Origin of the sequence: Candidatus Thiothrix phosphatis (assembly GCF_035668035.1) — a bacterium.
Lineage (GTDB): Bacteria > Pseudomonadota > Gammaproteobacteria > Thiotrichales > Thiotrichaceae > Thiothrix > Thiothrix phosphatis.
The window spans coordinates 22,747-36,913 of sequence record NZ_JAYMYJ010000112.1; the positions used below are offsets into that span (position 1 = coordinate 22,747).

The 14,167-nt window shown below is 58.5% G+C and carries 22 protein-coding genes; 6 read left to right on the forward strand and 16 right to left on the reverse strand.

Features of this window, described 5'->3' with window-relative positions:
- Window positions 1–35: 35 nt before the first annotated feature.
- The 16 genes from VSS37_RS11720 to VSS37_RS11795 form a co-directional block, all read right to left on the reverse strand.
- Window positions 36–956, reverse strand: coding sequence for an ADP-ribosylglycohydrolase family protein (locus tag VSS37_RS11720; RefSeq protein WP_324695435.1), 921 nt, complete (start codon window positions 954–956; stop codon window positions 36–38).
- Window positions 946–1,476, reverse strand: a complete 531-nt coding sequence (locus VSS37_RS11725) for a hypothetical protein (RefSeq protein WP_324695437.1) — start codon at window positions 1,474–1,476, stop codon at window positions 946–948. The genes VSS37_RS11720 and VSS37_RS11725 overlap by 11 nt, the downstream gene beginning before the upstream one ends.
- The gene (locus tag VSS37_RS11730; protein WP_324695439.1) at window positions 1,473–2,429 is read right to left on the reverse strand and encodes a restriction endonuclease; all 957 of its coding nucleotides are present in this window, start codon (window positions 2,427–2,429) and stop codon (window positions 1,473–1,475) included. The genes VSS37_RS11725 and VSS37_RS11730 overlap by 4 nt, the downstream gene beginning before the upstream one ends.
- Window positions 2,430–2,594: 165 nt before the next feature.
- Window positions 2,595–3,143, reverse strand: a complete 549-nt coding sequence (locus VSS37_RS11735; protein ID WP_324695441.1) for a hypothetical protein — start codon at window positions 3,141–3,143, stop codon at window positions 2,595–2,597.
- Complete coding sequence (locus VSS37_RS11740) at window positions 3,133–3,360, reverse strand: FeoC-like transcriptional regulator (RefSeq protein ID WP_324695443.1); 228 nt, start codon at window positions 3,358–3,360, stop codon at window positions 3,133–3,135. Before VSS37_RS11740 ends, VSS37_RS11735 begins: the two co-directional genes overlap by 11 nt.
- A 15-nt stretch (window positions 3,361–3,375) precedes the next feature.
- A complete protein-coding gene (gene feoB, locus VSS37_RS11745) occupies window positions 3,376–5,067 on the reverse strand; it encodes a ferrous iron transport protein B (RefSeq protein WP_324695445.1) in 1,692 nt (563 codons plus the stop codon).
- Window positions 5,013–5,693 (reverse strand): FeoB small GTPase domain-containing protein, encoded by a 681-nt coding sequence (locus VSS37_RS11750; protein ID WP_324695447.1) that lies wholly within the window; start codon window positions 5,691–5,693, stop codon window positions 5,013–5,015. Before VSS37_RS11750 ends, feoB begins: the two co-directional genes overlap by 55 nt.
- The gene (locus VSS37_RS11755) at window positions 5,690–5,920 is read right to left on the reverse strand and encodes a FeoA family protein (RefSeq protein WP_324695449.1); all 231 of its coding nucleotides are present in this window, start codon (window positions 5,918–5,920) and stop codon (window positions 5,690–5,692) included. Before VSS37_RS11755 ends, VSS37_RS11750 begins: the two co-directional genes overlap by 4 nt.
- 34 nt (window positions 5,921–5,954) lie before the next feature.
- Entirely contained in the window at window positions 5,955–6,194 is a 240-nt protein-coding gene (locus VSS37_RS11760) for a FeoA family protein (RefSeq protein WP_324695452.1), read from the reverse strand.
- A 20-nt stretch (window positions 6,195–6,214) separates the two neighbouring features.
- The gene (locus tag VSS37_RS11765; RefSeq protein WP_324695454.1) at window positions 6,215–6,586 is read right to left on the reverse strand and encodes a heavy-metal-associated domain-containing protein; all 372 of its coding nucleotides are present in this window, start codon (window positions 6,584–6,586) and stop codon (window positions 6,215–6,217) included.
- 91 nt (window positions 6,587–6,677) lie between these two features.
- Window positions 6,678–8,801 carry a heavy metal translocating P-type ATPase gene (locus VSS37_RS11770; RefSeq protein WP_324695456.1) on the reverse strand — a complete coding sequence of 708 codons (2,124 nt, stop codon included), beginning with the start codon at window positions 8,799–8,801 and terminating at the stop codon, window positions 6,678–6,680.
- A 4-nt stretch (window positions 8,802–8,805) separates the two neighbouring features.
- On the reverse strand, window positions 8,806–8,961 hold the full coding sequence (locus VSS37_RS11775) for a hypothetical protein (RefSeq protein ID WP_324695458.1): 156 nt from the start codon (window positions 8,959–8,961) through the stop codon (window positions 8,806–8,808).
- On the reverse strand, window positions 8,958–9,356 hold the full coding sequence (locus tag VSS37_RS11780) for a YtxH domain-containing protein (protein ID WP_324695460.1): 399 nt from the start codon (window positions 9,354–9,356) through the stop codon (window positions 8,958–8,960). Before VSS37_RS11780 ends, VSS37_RS11775 begins: the two co-directional genes overlap by 4 nt.
- 23 nt (window positions 9,357–9,379) lie before the next feature.
- A complete protein-coding gene (locus VSS37_RS11785; RefSeq protein WP_324695461.1) occupies window positions 9,380–9,763 on the reverse strand; it encodes a magnetosome protein MamC family protein in 384 nt (127 codons plus the stop codon).
- On the reverse strand, window positions 9,756–10,364 hold the full coding sequence (locus VSS37_RS11790) for a YtxH domain-containing protein (protein WP_324695462.1): 609 nt from the start codon (window positions 10,362–10,364) through the stop codon (window positions 9,756–9,758). The genes VSS37_RS11785 and VSS37_RS11790 overlap by 8 nt, the downstream gene beginning before the upstream one ends.
- Window positions 10,365–10,367: 3 nt before the next feature.
- Window positions 10,368–10,727 (reverse strand): HMA2 domain-containing protein, encoded by a 360-nt coding sequence (locus VSS37_RS11795; RefSeq protein ID WP_324695463.1) that lies wholly within the window; start codon window positions 10,725–10,727, stop codon window positions 10,368–10,370.
- Between the two features lie 404 nt (window positions 10,728–11,131).
- Here VSS37_RS11795 and VSS37_RS11800 point away from each other — a divergent pair, with 404 nt between their 5' ends.
- From VSS37_RS11800 to VSS37_RS11825, 6 genes are all read left to right on the forward strand, one after another.
- A complete protein-coding gene (locus VSS37_RS11800) occupies window positions 11,132–11,602 on the forward strand; it encodes a rhodanese-like domain-containing protein (RefSeq protein ID WP_324695465.1) in 471 nt (156 codons plus the stop codon).
- 120 nt (window positions 11,603–11,722) lie between these two features.
- Window positions 11,723–11,971: a type II toxin-antitoxin system Phd/YefM family antitoxin gene (locus VSS37_RS11805; RefSeq protein ID WP_324695467.1), complete on the forward strand. Its 249-nt coding sequence runs from the start codon at window positions 11,723–11,725 to the stop codon at window positions 11,969–11,971.
- Window positions 11,947–12,381, forward strand: a complete 435-nt coding sequence (locus VSS37_RS11810; RefSeq protein ID WP_324695470.1) for a type II toxin-antitoxin system VapC family toxin — start codon at window positions 11,947–11,949, stop codon at window positions 12,379–12,381. The genes VSS37_RS11805 and VSS37_RS11810 overlap by 25 nt, the downstream gene beginning before the upstream one ends.
- A 136-nt stretch (window positions 12,382–12,517) precedes the next feature.
- Window positions 12,518–12,937: a DUF1924 domain-containing protein gene (locus VSS37_RS11815; RefSeq protein WP_324695472.1), complete on the forward strand. Its 420-nt coding sequence runs from the start codon at window positions 12,518–12,520 to the stop codon at window positions 12,935–12,937.
- A gap of 36 nt (window positions 12,938–12,973) precedes the next feature.
- Window positions 12,974–13,540 carry a diheme cytochrome c gene (locus VSS37_RS11820; RefSeq protein WP_324695474.1) on the forward strand — a complete coding sequence of 189 codons (567 nt, stop codon included), beginning with the start codon at window positions 12,974–12,976 and terminating at the stop codon, window positions 13,538–13,540.
- Between the two features lie 10 nt (window positions 13,541–13,550).
- Window positions 13,551–14,165 carry a cytochrome b/b6 domain-containing protein gene (locus VSS37_RS11825; protein ID WP_324695476.1) on the forward strand — a complete coding sequence of 205 codons (615 nt, stop codon included), beginning with the start codon at window positions 13,551–13,553 and terminating at the stop codon, window positions 14,163–14,165.
- The last annotated feature ends 2 nt before the right edge of the window (window positions 14,166–14,167 follow it).

The window sequence follows — 14,167 nt, forward strand, 5'->3', positions numbered from 1 at the left end:
TGGGTTTTATCTGTTTCTCCATAATGGGATGTTCGTTACTGTTGACACTGTGTTGAATAATTGTTCCATAGTTGATTTGCGAGCTTCTCGATTAAATCAATGTCTTCAACGCTTTCCCCCAAATAGTCAATCGTTTCATTTCCATTGGATGCCCCCCATATTGCGCCAGCCATTGCGCCTATGGTGTCTGCATCACCACCTAGGTTAAAAATTTCGTCCAGCATCGCTTCGAATTTTAGCTCCCGGTATTTTAATCCAAAATAGACTGCGGTTATGCACGACTCAGTAGCCAGCATGCCATTCCCTAAACTACGCTTAATGTTTTGTATGGGCATATCTTGCTTGTCCAAGAATTCCATACATTTATTTAGCTTGTCTTTAAACACTTCAGCTTCACAGTTTGAACCAATCGATTTTAGGATTTCTATATTTGGCACGCCGTGCAGCGCAAATTGGGTCGTAGTTGCGATTATTTCCGCACCCTCAATAGCAAGGGGGTGTGCATGTGTAATTTCTGATGCTTTGCGCACAAACTCCTTGATGGAGCTTGGTTTTGAATGGCACCAAAGCGCTATGATTGGCGACCTCATGGCTGCGCCATTGCCCATGGAACCCTCTTTATATTGTTTGCGGTTGATGTCTTGCCAGTTTTTTCCTTGCCTTATCCCTTTCAATAGGGAAGCCGTTGCCGGGCCATAACCACGAGACCATGTATAATGTTTTGCAAATTCTTGGGCAAGGTGATCTTGGTTGAGTGCGTTGTTTTCGAGAAGTGATACCGCCACGTCCATTGACATTTGGGTGTCATCGGTAAATCGTTTTTTGCCATGCTTTGTATGCCCGAATAAGCGCCACAATGACCGTTCGATGATTCCACCCTCATAACTAGCGCCATAGGCATCCCCAATCGCCAGACCTTTAAGGCATCCAACAAAATGATGTTCGCTACTCGACAAGCTCTGATCCAGGTATTTCCTCCAGAATTTCATCGCAATGATTGGCTATGTCCTGTCCTGCCAGCCACTGATAGTGTTCAATACCCAATAATTCAGCGAATGTGTAAGCAGGTTTGGTTTCAAATATTTCATCCAGATCGGTTAGGGAAAATAACTTCACTAGCTTTTCTTTATCCTCTGGCCGTAATAAAAGTTTGGAGAATGCTTCTATATCTAATGCTTCGCTTTCGATATATAATTCAGGATCCCATGCACAGACGAAACTACTGATTGATGTTCCGTTGGAAAATAGGTTCGCCGTCCAGAGATGATCCGCAGCATACGTATAGTGCAGCACCATGCCATTAAAATTTGAAGCTACATTTTTTATGTGTGAAGCTAATTCACCTTCAGGCAAAACGGTTACCCAGCCATTCGTTTCTTCAAATACAATCCCCCTGACACCTAAATGTTTGATCAATGCTTTTCCTTCATCCTTGTTGTTTGTCCTTAGGTGATAACTTTCACTAAATTCGCTCATTGGTTTCTTCCCGTTTTATTGGTTGATAAGTTGGTTTTTTCGTCCTCATTTTCCATTGAGTCCCAGAATTCACTGTCTATTTTTTTGATTTGAATGGTTTCGTCAATTTGCAGGCCGACGCCATAATCATAAATGTAGGTCGCCAGTTGTTGGCCATCGATGAGGATGATGGTTGTAGAGCCATTTAGGCTTCCTGCATAGGTGATGGCCCCTTGTGAAAATGAAGATGTGGTGATAAAGACGCCCTTGTTTGATTGTGCAACCGCCAATGCGCCAACAAATTTCTGAATTTCTTCCCTGCCAACATTATTGGATTGGGCATAGCGCTTGGCCTGAATATGTATCCGCCCTAATCCCAGCACATCTTCCTTGATGATGCCATCAATCCCGCCATCATTGGTGTATGGGGTAACGGTGCCCGATTGCTTTATTTCACCGCCATAGCCCATCCGTTGCAGGAGCAATACAACCAGCTTTTCGAATTCGCGCGGTGTTTTGCTAAGGATTATGTCGATGATTTCCTGGCATCTGGATTCCCGGATTTTTTTGGCGGATAAATAAAGTTCTTCTTGTGGGGTAAGGCCTTCGTGATTGAATGGCTGTTGCAGTTCTTTCACCGGCTTATGCTTTTGTTTCCTGGCGACCTCAGCCGCAATAAATTCGTTGATGGTTTGCGGAACCGCCAGTTTCTCGCAACCTAGCGGGCTAATTTCATAAACACCGCGTCTGGGCTTGTTTAACAGCCCTGCCATGTTCATATAGCTTAGGGCCCAGCTAATTCGGTCATAGAAGATTTTGGCATTACCCGACTCGTATTCTTCGTGCAGTTCCTCTTCGGTCAGGCCAAAGTGCTCTGCCAACGGCGTTTCAAACTCTTTCAGTTTTAGTTGGCCGTGTTCGGACAACAATGACAGGGCGGGAACCCGTATCTCGTCATGCTTGGGAATTGTCACGGGCTATCCTTTGGTTGGCGGCATTTGAGGTGACATTACTGGAACGCCGCTGGCGGGCGTCCAGTTGTGTGAAATTGCCTGTATTGCCCATGAAAGCCCCCTGAATGCCTTTAAGTGGTGTAAGAATAATTTATCATTATGTTGAAGTGTTGACCAGCAACAGCTTCATTGGGCGGCGGACAGCTGTTCCAGCAGCATCCGGGTGAACTGCTGTTCACTGCGGGAACCGTCACCGGGGGTGGTGAGGAAGGCTTCCACGCCCAGGTAGCGAAACGCGGGGTTGCGCCACAGCTTGGCCGGGATCACGGTTTCCGCCACCGGGGTGCTGGCCGAAGCTTGCTCGCCCGGCTGCAACATCCGCACTGCGCGCAGCGGAACCTGCGGGGCCTGTTGCTGCCACTGCGCCAGCAGCCCGTTGAGGCTGGCCGGTTCGCGGCAGAACAGGTCAATGCAGAACGCCTGCTCATTCACGCCGGTATGCAAATCCACCAACAGCGGATAATGCCCGGACACATACGGCAACAGCTGTCGGTACAGCGCGCGGTGCAGGGTGTCGAAGTGAAAGCGCTGGTCGGGGCGTGGCCGTATCCCCGACAGGCCGTCGGGGATCACCAGCACATCAAACAAGGCACGATCCAGCCCGCTGGCGACGGCTTCACCGAAAGCGCGTTCCTCGCGGTGAATGCCGACCACCAGCAGCGCCTTAGCCTGCATCCACCCACTCATAGATTTCCACGCTGTGCGGGGCGCACTTGTGGCAGCCGCCGCCGCAGGCTGAACCGGCGGGCAGGCGGCGCACCCGCCCCTTGCGTTCCAACGTCGCCAGCATGGCCTGGAGCGCATCCGGCGCGGCGGCCAGCGCGAAGGACATGTCCTGCACGCTGGCGCGTTTGCGTTCACGCAGGTAAGCGGTGACTTTGGACAGGATCATGGCAAAAACCTCCGGTCATGCGTTGTGTGGGGCGGGCAAGGGCAGGTCAGCGTCGCGCCGCCCCAGCCAGTGCAGGATCAGGAACGCCGTCACCATGCAGGCCAGCACAATGCCGATCCACATGCCGGAACTGGCGGGGTGGTGCGCAAAGCTGGCGCCCTGGTAATACAAAGTGGCCAGCCCATAGCCCAGCCCGGTCGTCCACCAGACCACGAACAGCGTCCAGCGCAGGCCGGATTCCTGATAGACCGCAGCGGTGGCGGCGGTGCAGGGGAAATACAGCAGGATGAACAGCAGGTAGGCGAATGCGCCCGCCGCGCCGTCAAAGCGCGCCGCCATGGCACCGAAGGTGCTGGCTGCCACATCCTGTTCCTGCGCGACCTGCTCCGCACTGACATCGCCGACATTGACGCCCAGCGGGTCAGCCCAGCTTCCCAGCGCCGCCGCCAGGTTGGTGGGGATGGTGGCGAACGCCTCGCCCAGTTTGGTGCCCAGGCTGAAAGGCTCCTCTTGCGCTGCGGCACCTGCGGCCGCCGCATCCTGTTCCGCCAGGGCGGTATAGGCCGCGTTCAGCGTGCCGACCACAGCTTCCTTCGCCAACACCCCGGTGAAAATGCCGACGGCGGCGGGCCAGTTGTCTTCATGCAAGCCCATTGGCGAGAACGCCGGGGCGAGGGTGCGGCCCACTTCCGCCAACACCGACTTGTCGCTGTCCTCATGGCCGAAACTGCCGTCCGTGCCCAGCGCATTGAGGAAATTCAGCACCAGCACCATCGGCACAATAATGCGCCCGGCCTTGACGACAAAGCTTTTCAGGCGCGACCAAGTATGCGTCAACACGCCCTTGAGGGTTGGCAGGTGGTAAGGCGGCAGCTCCATGATGAACGGGGTGGCTTCGCCCTTGAGGATGGAATGTTTCAGCACCAGCCCGGTCAGCACGGCCACAGCGATGCCGATCAGGTACAGGCCGAACACGACATTCTGCGCGCCATGCGGGAAAAAGGCGGCGGCGAACAGCACATACACCGGCAAGCGCGCGCCGCAGGACATGAACGGCGCCATGGCGATGGTCATCAGCCGGTCGCGGCGGTGTTCCAGCGTGCGGGTGGCCATGATCGCGGGCACGTTGCAGCCGAAGCCGACAATCAGCGGCACGAAGGATTTGCCCGGCAGGCCGACCCAGCGCATGAAGCGATCCATGACAAACGCCGCCCGTGCCATGTAGCCGGAATCTTCCAGCGCGGACAGGAACAGGTACAGGAAGCCGATGACGGGGATGAAGGTGGCGACCACTTGGAGGCCGCCGCCAACGCCTTTGGCCAGCAGCACCGTCAGCCAGTCAGGGGAGCCTAGCGCGCCCAGCACCTCGGCGAAGGCGTCGACGAAAATGGCGCCCGCGCCAATGTCGAAGAAATCGATGAAGGCACCGCCGATGTTGATGGTGAACATGAACATCAGGTACATCATGAACAGGAAGATCGGGATGCCGACAATGCGGTTCAGCACCACCCGGTCGATGCGGTCGGTGAGGTCGCGGCTGGCTTGCCCGGTCATGCTGACGGCGGCGTTGGCGACGCGGTTGGCAAGGTTGTAGCGCGCATCCGCCACCATGATGTCGATGTCTTCGCCCAGTTCTGCGGTGTGTTGGGCGGCTACGGCGCTGAGTTCCGCGCCTGCCGCCTGTTTCGCCAGGTCGTCGCCTTCCAACAGGCGGATGGCCAGCCAGCGTGGGGAGACGCCGCCGTGGCGAGTGTCCCGGCCAGTTGTTCGACCGCCTGTTCCAGCAGGTCGTCATAGCTGACCCGGACGCTGGGCCGTGGCTGCTGGACAACGGCTTCTTGGATGGCCTGTTTCAGCGCATCCACCCCTGCGCCTTCAGACGCGACCACCGGGATGACGGGGCAACCCAGTTGCTGCGCGAGGGCAGCGGCGTCCACCTGCATGCCTTTGGTTGCCGCCACGTCCACCATGTTCAGCACCACCAGCAACGGCACACGCATTTCGGCCAGCTGGCTGGTGAGGTACAGGTTGCGTTCGAGGTTGGAGGCGTCGACGATATTGATGATCAGGTCGGCTTCATTGGCGTGGACGTAATCGCGGGCGACTTTTTCATCCAGCGACACTTCGCGGTCAACCACGTCCAACGAGTAGGTGCCGGGCAGGTCGACCACTTCAAAGCGGGTGTCATGCAGCCGGTATTCGCCAGTTTTGCGTTCGACGGTGACGCCCGGCCAGTTGCCGACCCGCTGCTTGGAGCCGGTCAGGGCATTGAACAGGGTGGTTTTGCCGCAGTTGGGGTTGCCGACCAGCCCGATGGTGTAGTGTGTTTTCATGGCAGTTTCTCCAGGGACAGCGCCGCCGCCTCATCCTTGCGCACCGACAGGGAAAAGCCGCGCACGCGGATTTCCACCGGGTCACCCATCGGGGCGACGCGGGTGACATGGATTTCTGCGCCGGGGGTCAGCCCCATCGCCAGCAGTTTACGGCGGTAAGCGCCGCCGCCCTCCAGAAAGCCTTTGATCCGGGCGTGGTCGCCTACCTGTAATTCCTTGAGCGTCATTGGGTTTCTCCATTGTAAAGTGACGGTCGTGGCCTCATTCCACGACTTCGACCATGATCTTGTGCGCCATGCCGCCGCCCAGTGCAAAGCGGGTTTCGCCGCGTGACACCACCAGCCCGCCGCCTTGCCGTTGGCGGATGGTGATTTCACTGCCGATATTCAGGCCCATTTCGGTCACGCGCTTGTCCAGCATCGCGCCGCCCCGCAAGGCCACTATCCTGACGGTGGTCCCTTCTGCCGCCATTCCCAGCGGGAAACTGCCTTGTCCAGCCATATGTGCTTGTCATCCTGTCCCTATAAAAGTTTGCCTATCAGGTGGCTGGCAGTGCGTTGCGCCAGCGCGCCCACCAATGCTTTGCCAAACAGCCCGGTGACTTTTTCCGCCGGATCTGCGGCTGTTTGGCGATGTGTGCGGATATTGGCGGAAGGGCGGATGCATCCGGCAATCTCCAGCGTGTTGATCAGGTCGTCCTGACCCAACCGTTGCGGGTCGTAGTGCACGGTCAGGCTGCCTGCGTGCTTGTTGTAGCGCACCTGCTCAACACCGGGCGTTGCCTCCAGCGCGATGACGGCGCGGCGGGCGACTGCGCCGTGGCAGTTGAAATGGCGGCCTTTCAGGCGCAGCCGTCCTGGGGTGTGGTGCATATAGTCAATGGCGCTCGTCATGATGGGGTTCCTCGTTTAATGGCTTGCCAAATGATTATTACTATCATCTAAGAAGGATAAAAACCATATCCCATCAAACAATTTGCGCCTGTCAGCGCCGTTTTGATTGGCTGTTGTCCGCCAGCCCATTGATGTCGACCCCAACCAGCGCCCGCAACAACACGCCGATGGTGGTTCCGTTGTGCAGCACTGCGCTCATGACCGGCGACAGTTTGCCCAGCACGGCTCCCGCCAAGACGGCGGTGTTCACGCCGACTGCCATGTGGAAGTTGCTGCGGATCAGTTGCATGGTGCGTCCGGCCAATTCGCGGGCGTCGGCCACCGCCGCCAGCCGGTCATCCATCAGCACGATGCTGGCGGTGGCGCGGGCGATGTCGGCCCCGCGCGGCATGGCGATGCCGACTTCCGCCACCGACAGGGCTGGGCCGTCATTGACGCCATCGCCGACGAAAGCGACTTTGCGGCCTTGCGCCTGCAACTGCTGGATAATGGCGGCTTTTTCTTCCGGGGCGACTTCGGCGTACACCGCATCCAGCCCCAGTTCGTCCGCCAGGGCTTCAGCCTTGCTGCGCTTGTCGCCGGTGATCATCACCGCCTGGGTGATGCCAAGGCTGCGCAAGCGTTGGATGGCGTATACGGCGTCGGCACGCAAGGTGTCCCGCAAGGCGACAATGCCGATGGGGCTGGCGGCGGAATGTGCTTGCGCCGCAGCGCCTACGTACAGCAGGGTTTTGCCTTCCTCCTGTAATCGCCCAATGGCCGGTTCGTGCTGGGTGAAGAGGATATTGTGGTGCTCTTCCAGGAAATGGCGGCTGCCGATCACCACGCGCTTGCCGTCCACTGCGGTCGACAGGCCATGCGCCACCAGATAGTCCACTTCGCCGTGGGTAATGTGCTGAAGGTCGCGTTCCCTGGCGGCGTCCACCACCGCCTGTGCCAATGGGTGGCTGGCGTGCTCCTCGATGGAGGCCACCAGCGCCAGCAGGGCGTTTTCATCCAGGTGGGATTCATCCAGCGCCATGATGTCGGTGACGGCCAGCTCGCTGTGGGTCAGGGTGCCGGTTTTGTCGAAGACGATGGTGTCCACTTCCGCCAACCGTTCAATGGCGCTGCCGCCGCGCATCAGGATGCCGTGGGTGGCGGCGCGGTACATGCCGGATTTGAACGCCATCGGCGTGCCCAGCTTGAGGGCGCAGGAATAATCCACCAGGAACACCGATTGCAGCCGCGTCAGGTCGCGGGTGAAGGCGTACACCAGCCCGCCGGTGATCAGGGTGAACCAGACGCGCTTGTCGGCGAGTTCATCCGCCATCCGCTGGGTGTCGGAACGGTTGGCCAGCGAAGATTGGATGAAACCGGCGACCCTGGCCGTGGTGGTGCCGGAGCCGACCCGCTGGGCTTCGATGCGGATGCGGCCTTCCTCCACCACGCTGCCTGCGACGGCGCGATGGCGCGGCTCCTTGCGCACCGGCAGGTTTTCGCCGGTCACTGCCGCTTGGTTGAGCAGGGCGATGCCTTCCACCACGCGCCCGTCCACCGGCACGGTTTCGCCGACGCCAACGACTACAATTTCACCGACACGGACTTCATCGCCGGGAATTTGCGTCAATTCGCCATTGCGTTCCACCCAGGCCGGAGCCGGTTCCGGCTGCAACAGGCGGCGCAGCAGGCGGTCGGATTTGCGTTCCGTCTGATGTTCGAGGTATTCGCCCAGTGCCAGCAAGAACGTGGTGATGCCAGCGCTATAGGCCTCGCCCTTGAAGCCCGCCAGCCCGACGGCCAGCGCGTCCAGCACCTCCATTTTCACGCCGGAGCGGATGAAGGTGTCCACCCCGTTGAGCAGGATGGGTGCCGCATTGGCCAGGCTCAATGCCCGCCGCTGCGCCGGTGATAGCCAGGGCATCAACGCCAACGATGCGGCGTTGCCGAGCAGCGGGGCGATTTCGGCTGGAGCGGCTTCGGCTGCGCCCGCTTTCCCGGCGGCGGGCTCACTGCGGAAATCCACCAGCCGTTGCAGGATGGCGCTGCGTCCGGCGCGGTGCGGGTCGAAGGTGATGGCGACGCTGCCCGCCTTACGGTTGATGCGCACGTCCCGGATGCCCGGTTGGGCTTCCAGCCAGGATTCCAGCCAGAGCGGATTGAAATCGCGCGCGCTGACAGCGGGTAACCGCACCCGCAGGCGCGCCGGGGTTTCGTGCAGAACAACAGGCTCCATGTGCTTAATCCTTTTTCGCCAAATCCTGTTTGCCCAATCCCAGCGCCTTACCGGCGGCATACGCCAGCGCGGCACCTGCCAGCAAGCCAACCAACCAGCGGTCTAGCTTGCGTGGCGGGCGTGCCGTTAGCGGGAGGGAACGTTTGCCGGGGATGATCATTCGCTGCCAGCTTCGGCGCGGATTTCGGCTTCAGCGTCCTGGAAGCGTTCCTTCAGCTCCTCCACCCCGCCTTGCAGCAGGCTCCACGCCTTGACTGCGCCCTTGATGGCGGCGCGCTGCACGTTTTCGTTGGTCAGCAGGTAAGCCGCCGCCGCGCCGATCAACGCCCCTTTGATAAAGCGTTCATTGAGGAAACTGGGCACAGCCGCCGCCGGTGGCGGGTAATACGGCGCATAAGCCGGATAGCCAAGGTAGGCGGGCGCAGGCGGCGGAAAATAAGCCGCTTGTGGCATTGGCGCATAGGGTTGCTGTTGGCTCATGTTGGGCGGTTGTTGCATGGCGTCCTGCGCCCCTTCTTGCGGTTGGGGCGGATACGCTGGGTTATGATGATCCATGGTCGGGTTCCTTTAGCAATGGGTTATTCGCCTGACTTTTCATCAGACCAGCGGTTGAGGCCGTACAGGACTGCCGTGCCGACGCCGAACATGACCGCCAGCCGCAACAGCCCACGATCTGCGAATGCATGGGAGGCGGCATTGGCGACGCTGGTGGCCGCAGCCGTGGCGGCAGCCGTTGCAATGGCGCTGGAAAGGGCGGTTTTGCCGGTGTCCAGCAGCGCTTCCCGTGGCTGGATTTCATCCTTTTGCATCCGGCGCAGGTTTTTGGCGGCGGCGGCGGAACCACCAATGACGGCACCCGCCATCGCCATGTTGGCCAGTGCGCTGGCGGAGCAGACATGGCTGTCGCCGGTGGTGTGCGGATACGGGGTTGGGTTTTGCGGAGCAGGGTAGTAATTAGTCATGTTCTGGCTCCTCGCTGGCGGCATTGCGCACCCGTTGTTTCACTTTGCTGACGCCTTCCTTGACCTTTTCCACGCTTTCTTCCGCTGCATCGCGGGTTTTGACGGCACCCCGGAACAAGGCGCGTTGCACGCCGCCGTTGGTGAACAGCAGCACCGCCGCCGCACCGACCATGGCTCCTTTCCAGAAATCCTTGTCATCGAAGTCCAGCAGTTTGGTGAGGCTGGCAAGCCCCGGCGTGCCACTGGTCATTTCCTGCACCATCTGGTTCAGGCCGGAAGGCTGGGTGGGCGGTTGTTGTGGGGGGGGATAGGCGGCTTGCTGGCCGTGCATCTGCCCCATGCCGGGGGCGGGGGCGTACTGGGGCGCGGCGTAAGCGTATCCCGGCCAGTAGGGCGGCGGATACGGGTAAGGCGCGGCCTGTGGGGTTGGCTGAGGCGGATAGGGCGCTGGCTGGGCGGCTTGCTGATGGCGGGCGTGGCCTTGCCCTTGCCCTTGGTTGGTTTCCCCGCCGTTGGCCGGGTTTACCATGCCGCCGCTGTCAGCAGAACCCATCCCGGAACCGGGGTTGCCGCCCGGTTCGGGCATTGCTTGTTCATTCATTACTTACTCCTTGTGCATGAAAGTTTCACGCAACAACTGCGCGTGGCTGTCCAGCCAGTCATTCAGCAGGACGCTGGCGTCTTGTGTGTCGCCATGAATCAATGTTTCCCAATCATCAGGGGAAATGTGTCGGGGGTCGTATTCGATAGTGATGGACGCAACCGCCGGATTCGCCCGGACTTGGCGGATGCCCGCCAGTTGGTCAAGCAGGTGCTGGAGCTGGTTGCGGTCAAGCTGTGCGCCGCTGCGCCACAATGCCACGCCCAAACGCAGGCGGATGCGGCCAGGGATATGGTGGATGATGCTGAGGTGTTGGCGCAGGCGCAGCAGGGCGGGGACATCCAAGTTGGGGATGGCGCTCATGGCATGCTTCCAGCCAGCGCAGAGGGTAAGGCTCCCACAGGGAGGCGTGTCGACATTAGAGACAAAGGCTTGCAGCCAACCAATAACATTGCCGTACTCCATAACAGCGGATGTATATCTGGCTGGCTATCCCATAACGGGAATGACTGGCTTGATGGGAATTGACGATAACTTCTACAAAACAGATTGTAGCATAACGGAAATGTTTTCTGGGGGGTTTGGCATTTGTCAATTTTGGGCGCTTTGGTTCGTCGCCACAACGGTGTGGCCTATCAGGTGATGTGCTGCCCCATGCATGCAGGCAAGCCCATGAGGGGCAAGGTTCTAAACAAGATATGGCAATGGGCGGTGTTTCCCTGCAGAATAAGTATTTGCTTAAATACTTTTAAACGATGGGGCAGGTAATGATGCACACAATCAAGGTTTTGACATGGGTATTGGCGATCAGCGCAACGGTGGGTTTGGGGGCGTGTTCAAAAGCACAGGGGCTGGGTGAATCCGCGGGGAACGCCGAAACATCCGTCAAGCAGGGTAGCGTAAGCAATGTCTCCAATACGGAGTTGCAAGAGCTGATGGCCAAAGGGGTGACGTTGGTGGACATTCGTCTGCCAGAAGAATGGCAGCAAACCGGCGTGATAAAAGACAGCAAGCCACTGACGCTGTTTGAGAAAAATGGCTCGGTCGCACCGAATTTCCTCGCTGATTTGCAAAAAATTGCCCCTGCAAACAAGCCGGTGGCGCTGATTTGCCGCACGGGCAACCGTACCCGTGCCGGGTCAGAAATGTTGGCGCAGGCTGGCTATCCCCAGGTCTACAATGTCACGAACGGCATTACAGGGTGGATCAAGGAAGGCAAGCCGGTAGTCCAGCCGTAGGCTCAAATCCCCAAGCTTTCCACAAGGCGTGCGTGTTTGCCCGAATGAAGGTTGTGCATGTTGTTGACTGGGTTTTTTGAAGCCTTAAACTGGTCATGTTGACCTATTGAGGATGCAAGCATGATTACGATGCAATCAAACGAGGTGAAGGCTGGCCTGTCAGAGGTGCTGCGCAAGGTGGAGGCAGGACAGGAGATAGCCATTACCCGGCATGGGATGGTGGTGGCCTATATGGTGCCCGTTAACCGCAGGCGTAGCCGGGCGGCTGAGGCTGTTGCCAAAATACGCCAATTGCGGGCGCTGGCGTTGCAGGAGGGGGAGGATATTGGTGATCTGGTGGCGGAGTGGAAGGCAGAGGGGCGGCGGTGATGTTGGTGCTGGATTGTTCCGTGACCATGGCGTGGCTTTTGCCGGACGAAACAAGCCCGTATGCCAGTGCGGTGCTGGAAAAGCTCAAGGATGGGTATGCCGTTGTTCCTCCCCTGTGGGTACAGGAGGTTGCCAATGTGATGCTGGTGTCGGTGCGGCGGGGCAGGGTCAGTAAGGATAAGGCGCAGGTGTTTGTGGGGTATCTGGAGGCATTGGACATCCGCATCAGTGACAATGCCCCTTGCATGGAGGATCTGGCCTGGTTGGTGGAGTTTGGTGATGAACATGGGCTGTCGGCTTACGACGCCAGTTATTTGCTGCTTGCCATTGAGCAGGATCTGCGGCTGGCTACGCTTGATCGGCGGTTATCGGCAGTTGCTGCCCAGCTCGGGGTGTTGTTCCCGCTGTAAAAATCCTGCGCTTATCTCAATAAGTGTGATCTTATGCGCAAGCATCGAAAGGTTGTCTGCCCTTAATTCACATTTAAGGGCTTTTTAAGGTTAGGGGCGCAAGCTGCATGCATGTTTACCCAATAGGAGAAAAAACATGCATGTCTGCAAACAATGGCTGGTGGTGTTCGCCGCCTGCGCCAGTTTCATCGCCGTTTTGCCCGCCGCTGCCGATACCCCGCAGGAAATCCTCAGCGGTTTTGAGCAGCAGGCAAAGGCGGAATCCGCCAGTTTCCAGGGCTTTGACGCCGCCCGTGGCGAGCTGTTTTTCAACAGCACCCACGGTAACGATTGGAGTTGTGCGACTTGCCACACCCAGAATCCTGCCGCTTCCGGCAAACACGCCAAAACCGACAAGCCGATTGAACCGCTGGCCCCTGCTGCCAATGCCGAGCGTTTCACTGACCCGAAAAAAGTCGCCAAGTGGTTCAAGCGCAATTGCGGTGATGTGCTGGGGCGTGAATGCACGTCGCTGGAAAAGGGCGATGTGCTGACTTACCTGTTAAGCGTCAAGTGAGGGGGGATGGCTATGTTTTCCAGAGCAAAAAAATCCATGGTCATAAGCATTGGCTTGGCGGTGGTCGTATTGTCCGCTTTCACCGCCATGCAGGCGTTCGGTGATGATGATGGGGATGAAGGCCGCCAACATGCCGGATACAGTGAACGGGACGGCGGCCATGAAGGCAATGATGAGCATGCAGGCCATGAAGGTGGGGAAAACCTGCGCTTTAACGCCAGCAACCCAACCTGGCAGGCCGAGTGCAGCGCCTGCCATATCGCCTATCCGCCCGGCTTGCTGCCAGCGGCTTCCTGGCGCGAAATGATGGATACGTTGGGCGACCATTTTGGGTCGGACGCCAGCCTGGATGCGGAGACGGTTGCCAAAATCCTGCCTTTCCTGGAGCAAAACGCCGCGCCGGAACGCAAGGCTGAATCCACAACGGATGGCAAGCCCGTGTTGCGGATCACCGAAACCCGCTGGTTCAAGCGTGAGCATGACGAGGTGTCGCCCGCCACCTGGAAAAATCCGGCGGTGAAAAGCGCGTCCAATTGCATGGCTTGCCACACGGCGGCGGACAAGGGCGATTTCAACGAAGACAATATCCAGATTCCACGTTAAGGGGGGAGCCATGTTACAGAAGGTTTTGGTGTGGGATATGCCGACGCGCGTGTTCCATTGGTCGCTGGCGGCCTCGTTTGCGGGTGCCTATTTGACGGCGGAAAGCGAGCGTTACCGCGACATCCATGTGGCTCTGGGTTACGTGATGTTCGGTTTGCTGCTGTTTCGGCTGGTATGGGGTTTTGCCGGGACAACCTACGCCCGCTTCAGCTCGTTCCTGTATCCCCCCAAGCAGGTGGTGGCGTATGTGCGCTCCCTGTTCAGCCCGCAGCCACAACACTACGTCGGCCATAATCCGGCGGGCGGGGTGGCGGTGTTCCTGCTGCTGGCGCTGGGTGTGCTGGTCGGCGCCAGTGGGCTGGGTTTGTATTGGGAAATTGGCGATGAGGACATTTTCGAGGAATTGCATGAAATCGCCGCCAACCTGATGCTGGCCGTGGTGTTCATACACATTGCCGGGGTCGTGGCCAGCAGCGTGCTGCACAAGGAAAACCTGCCACGTTCGATGGTGACGGGTTACAAGGCAGCCCATGCTGACGAAGGCATTGCCCACCGTTATGCAGCTTTGGGGCTGGGGATGTTGGGGGTGGTTGCCGTGTTCCTGCTGGTTTATCTGAGTGTTTAACC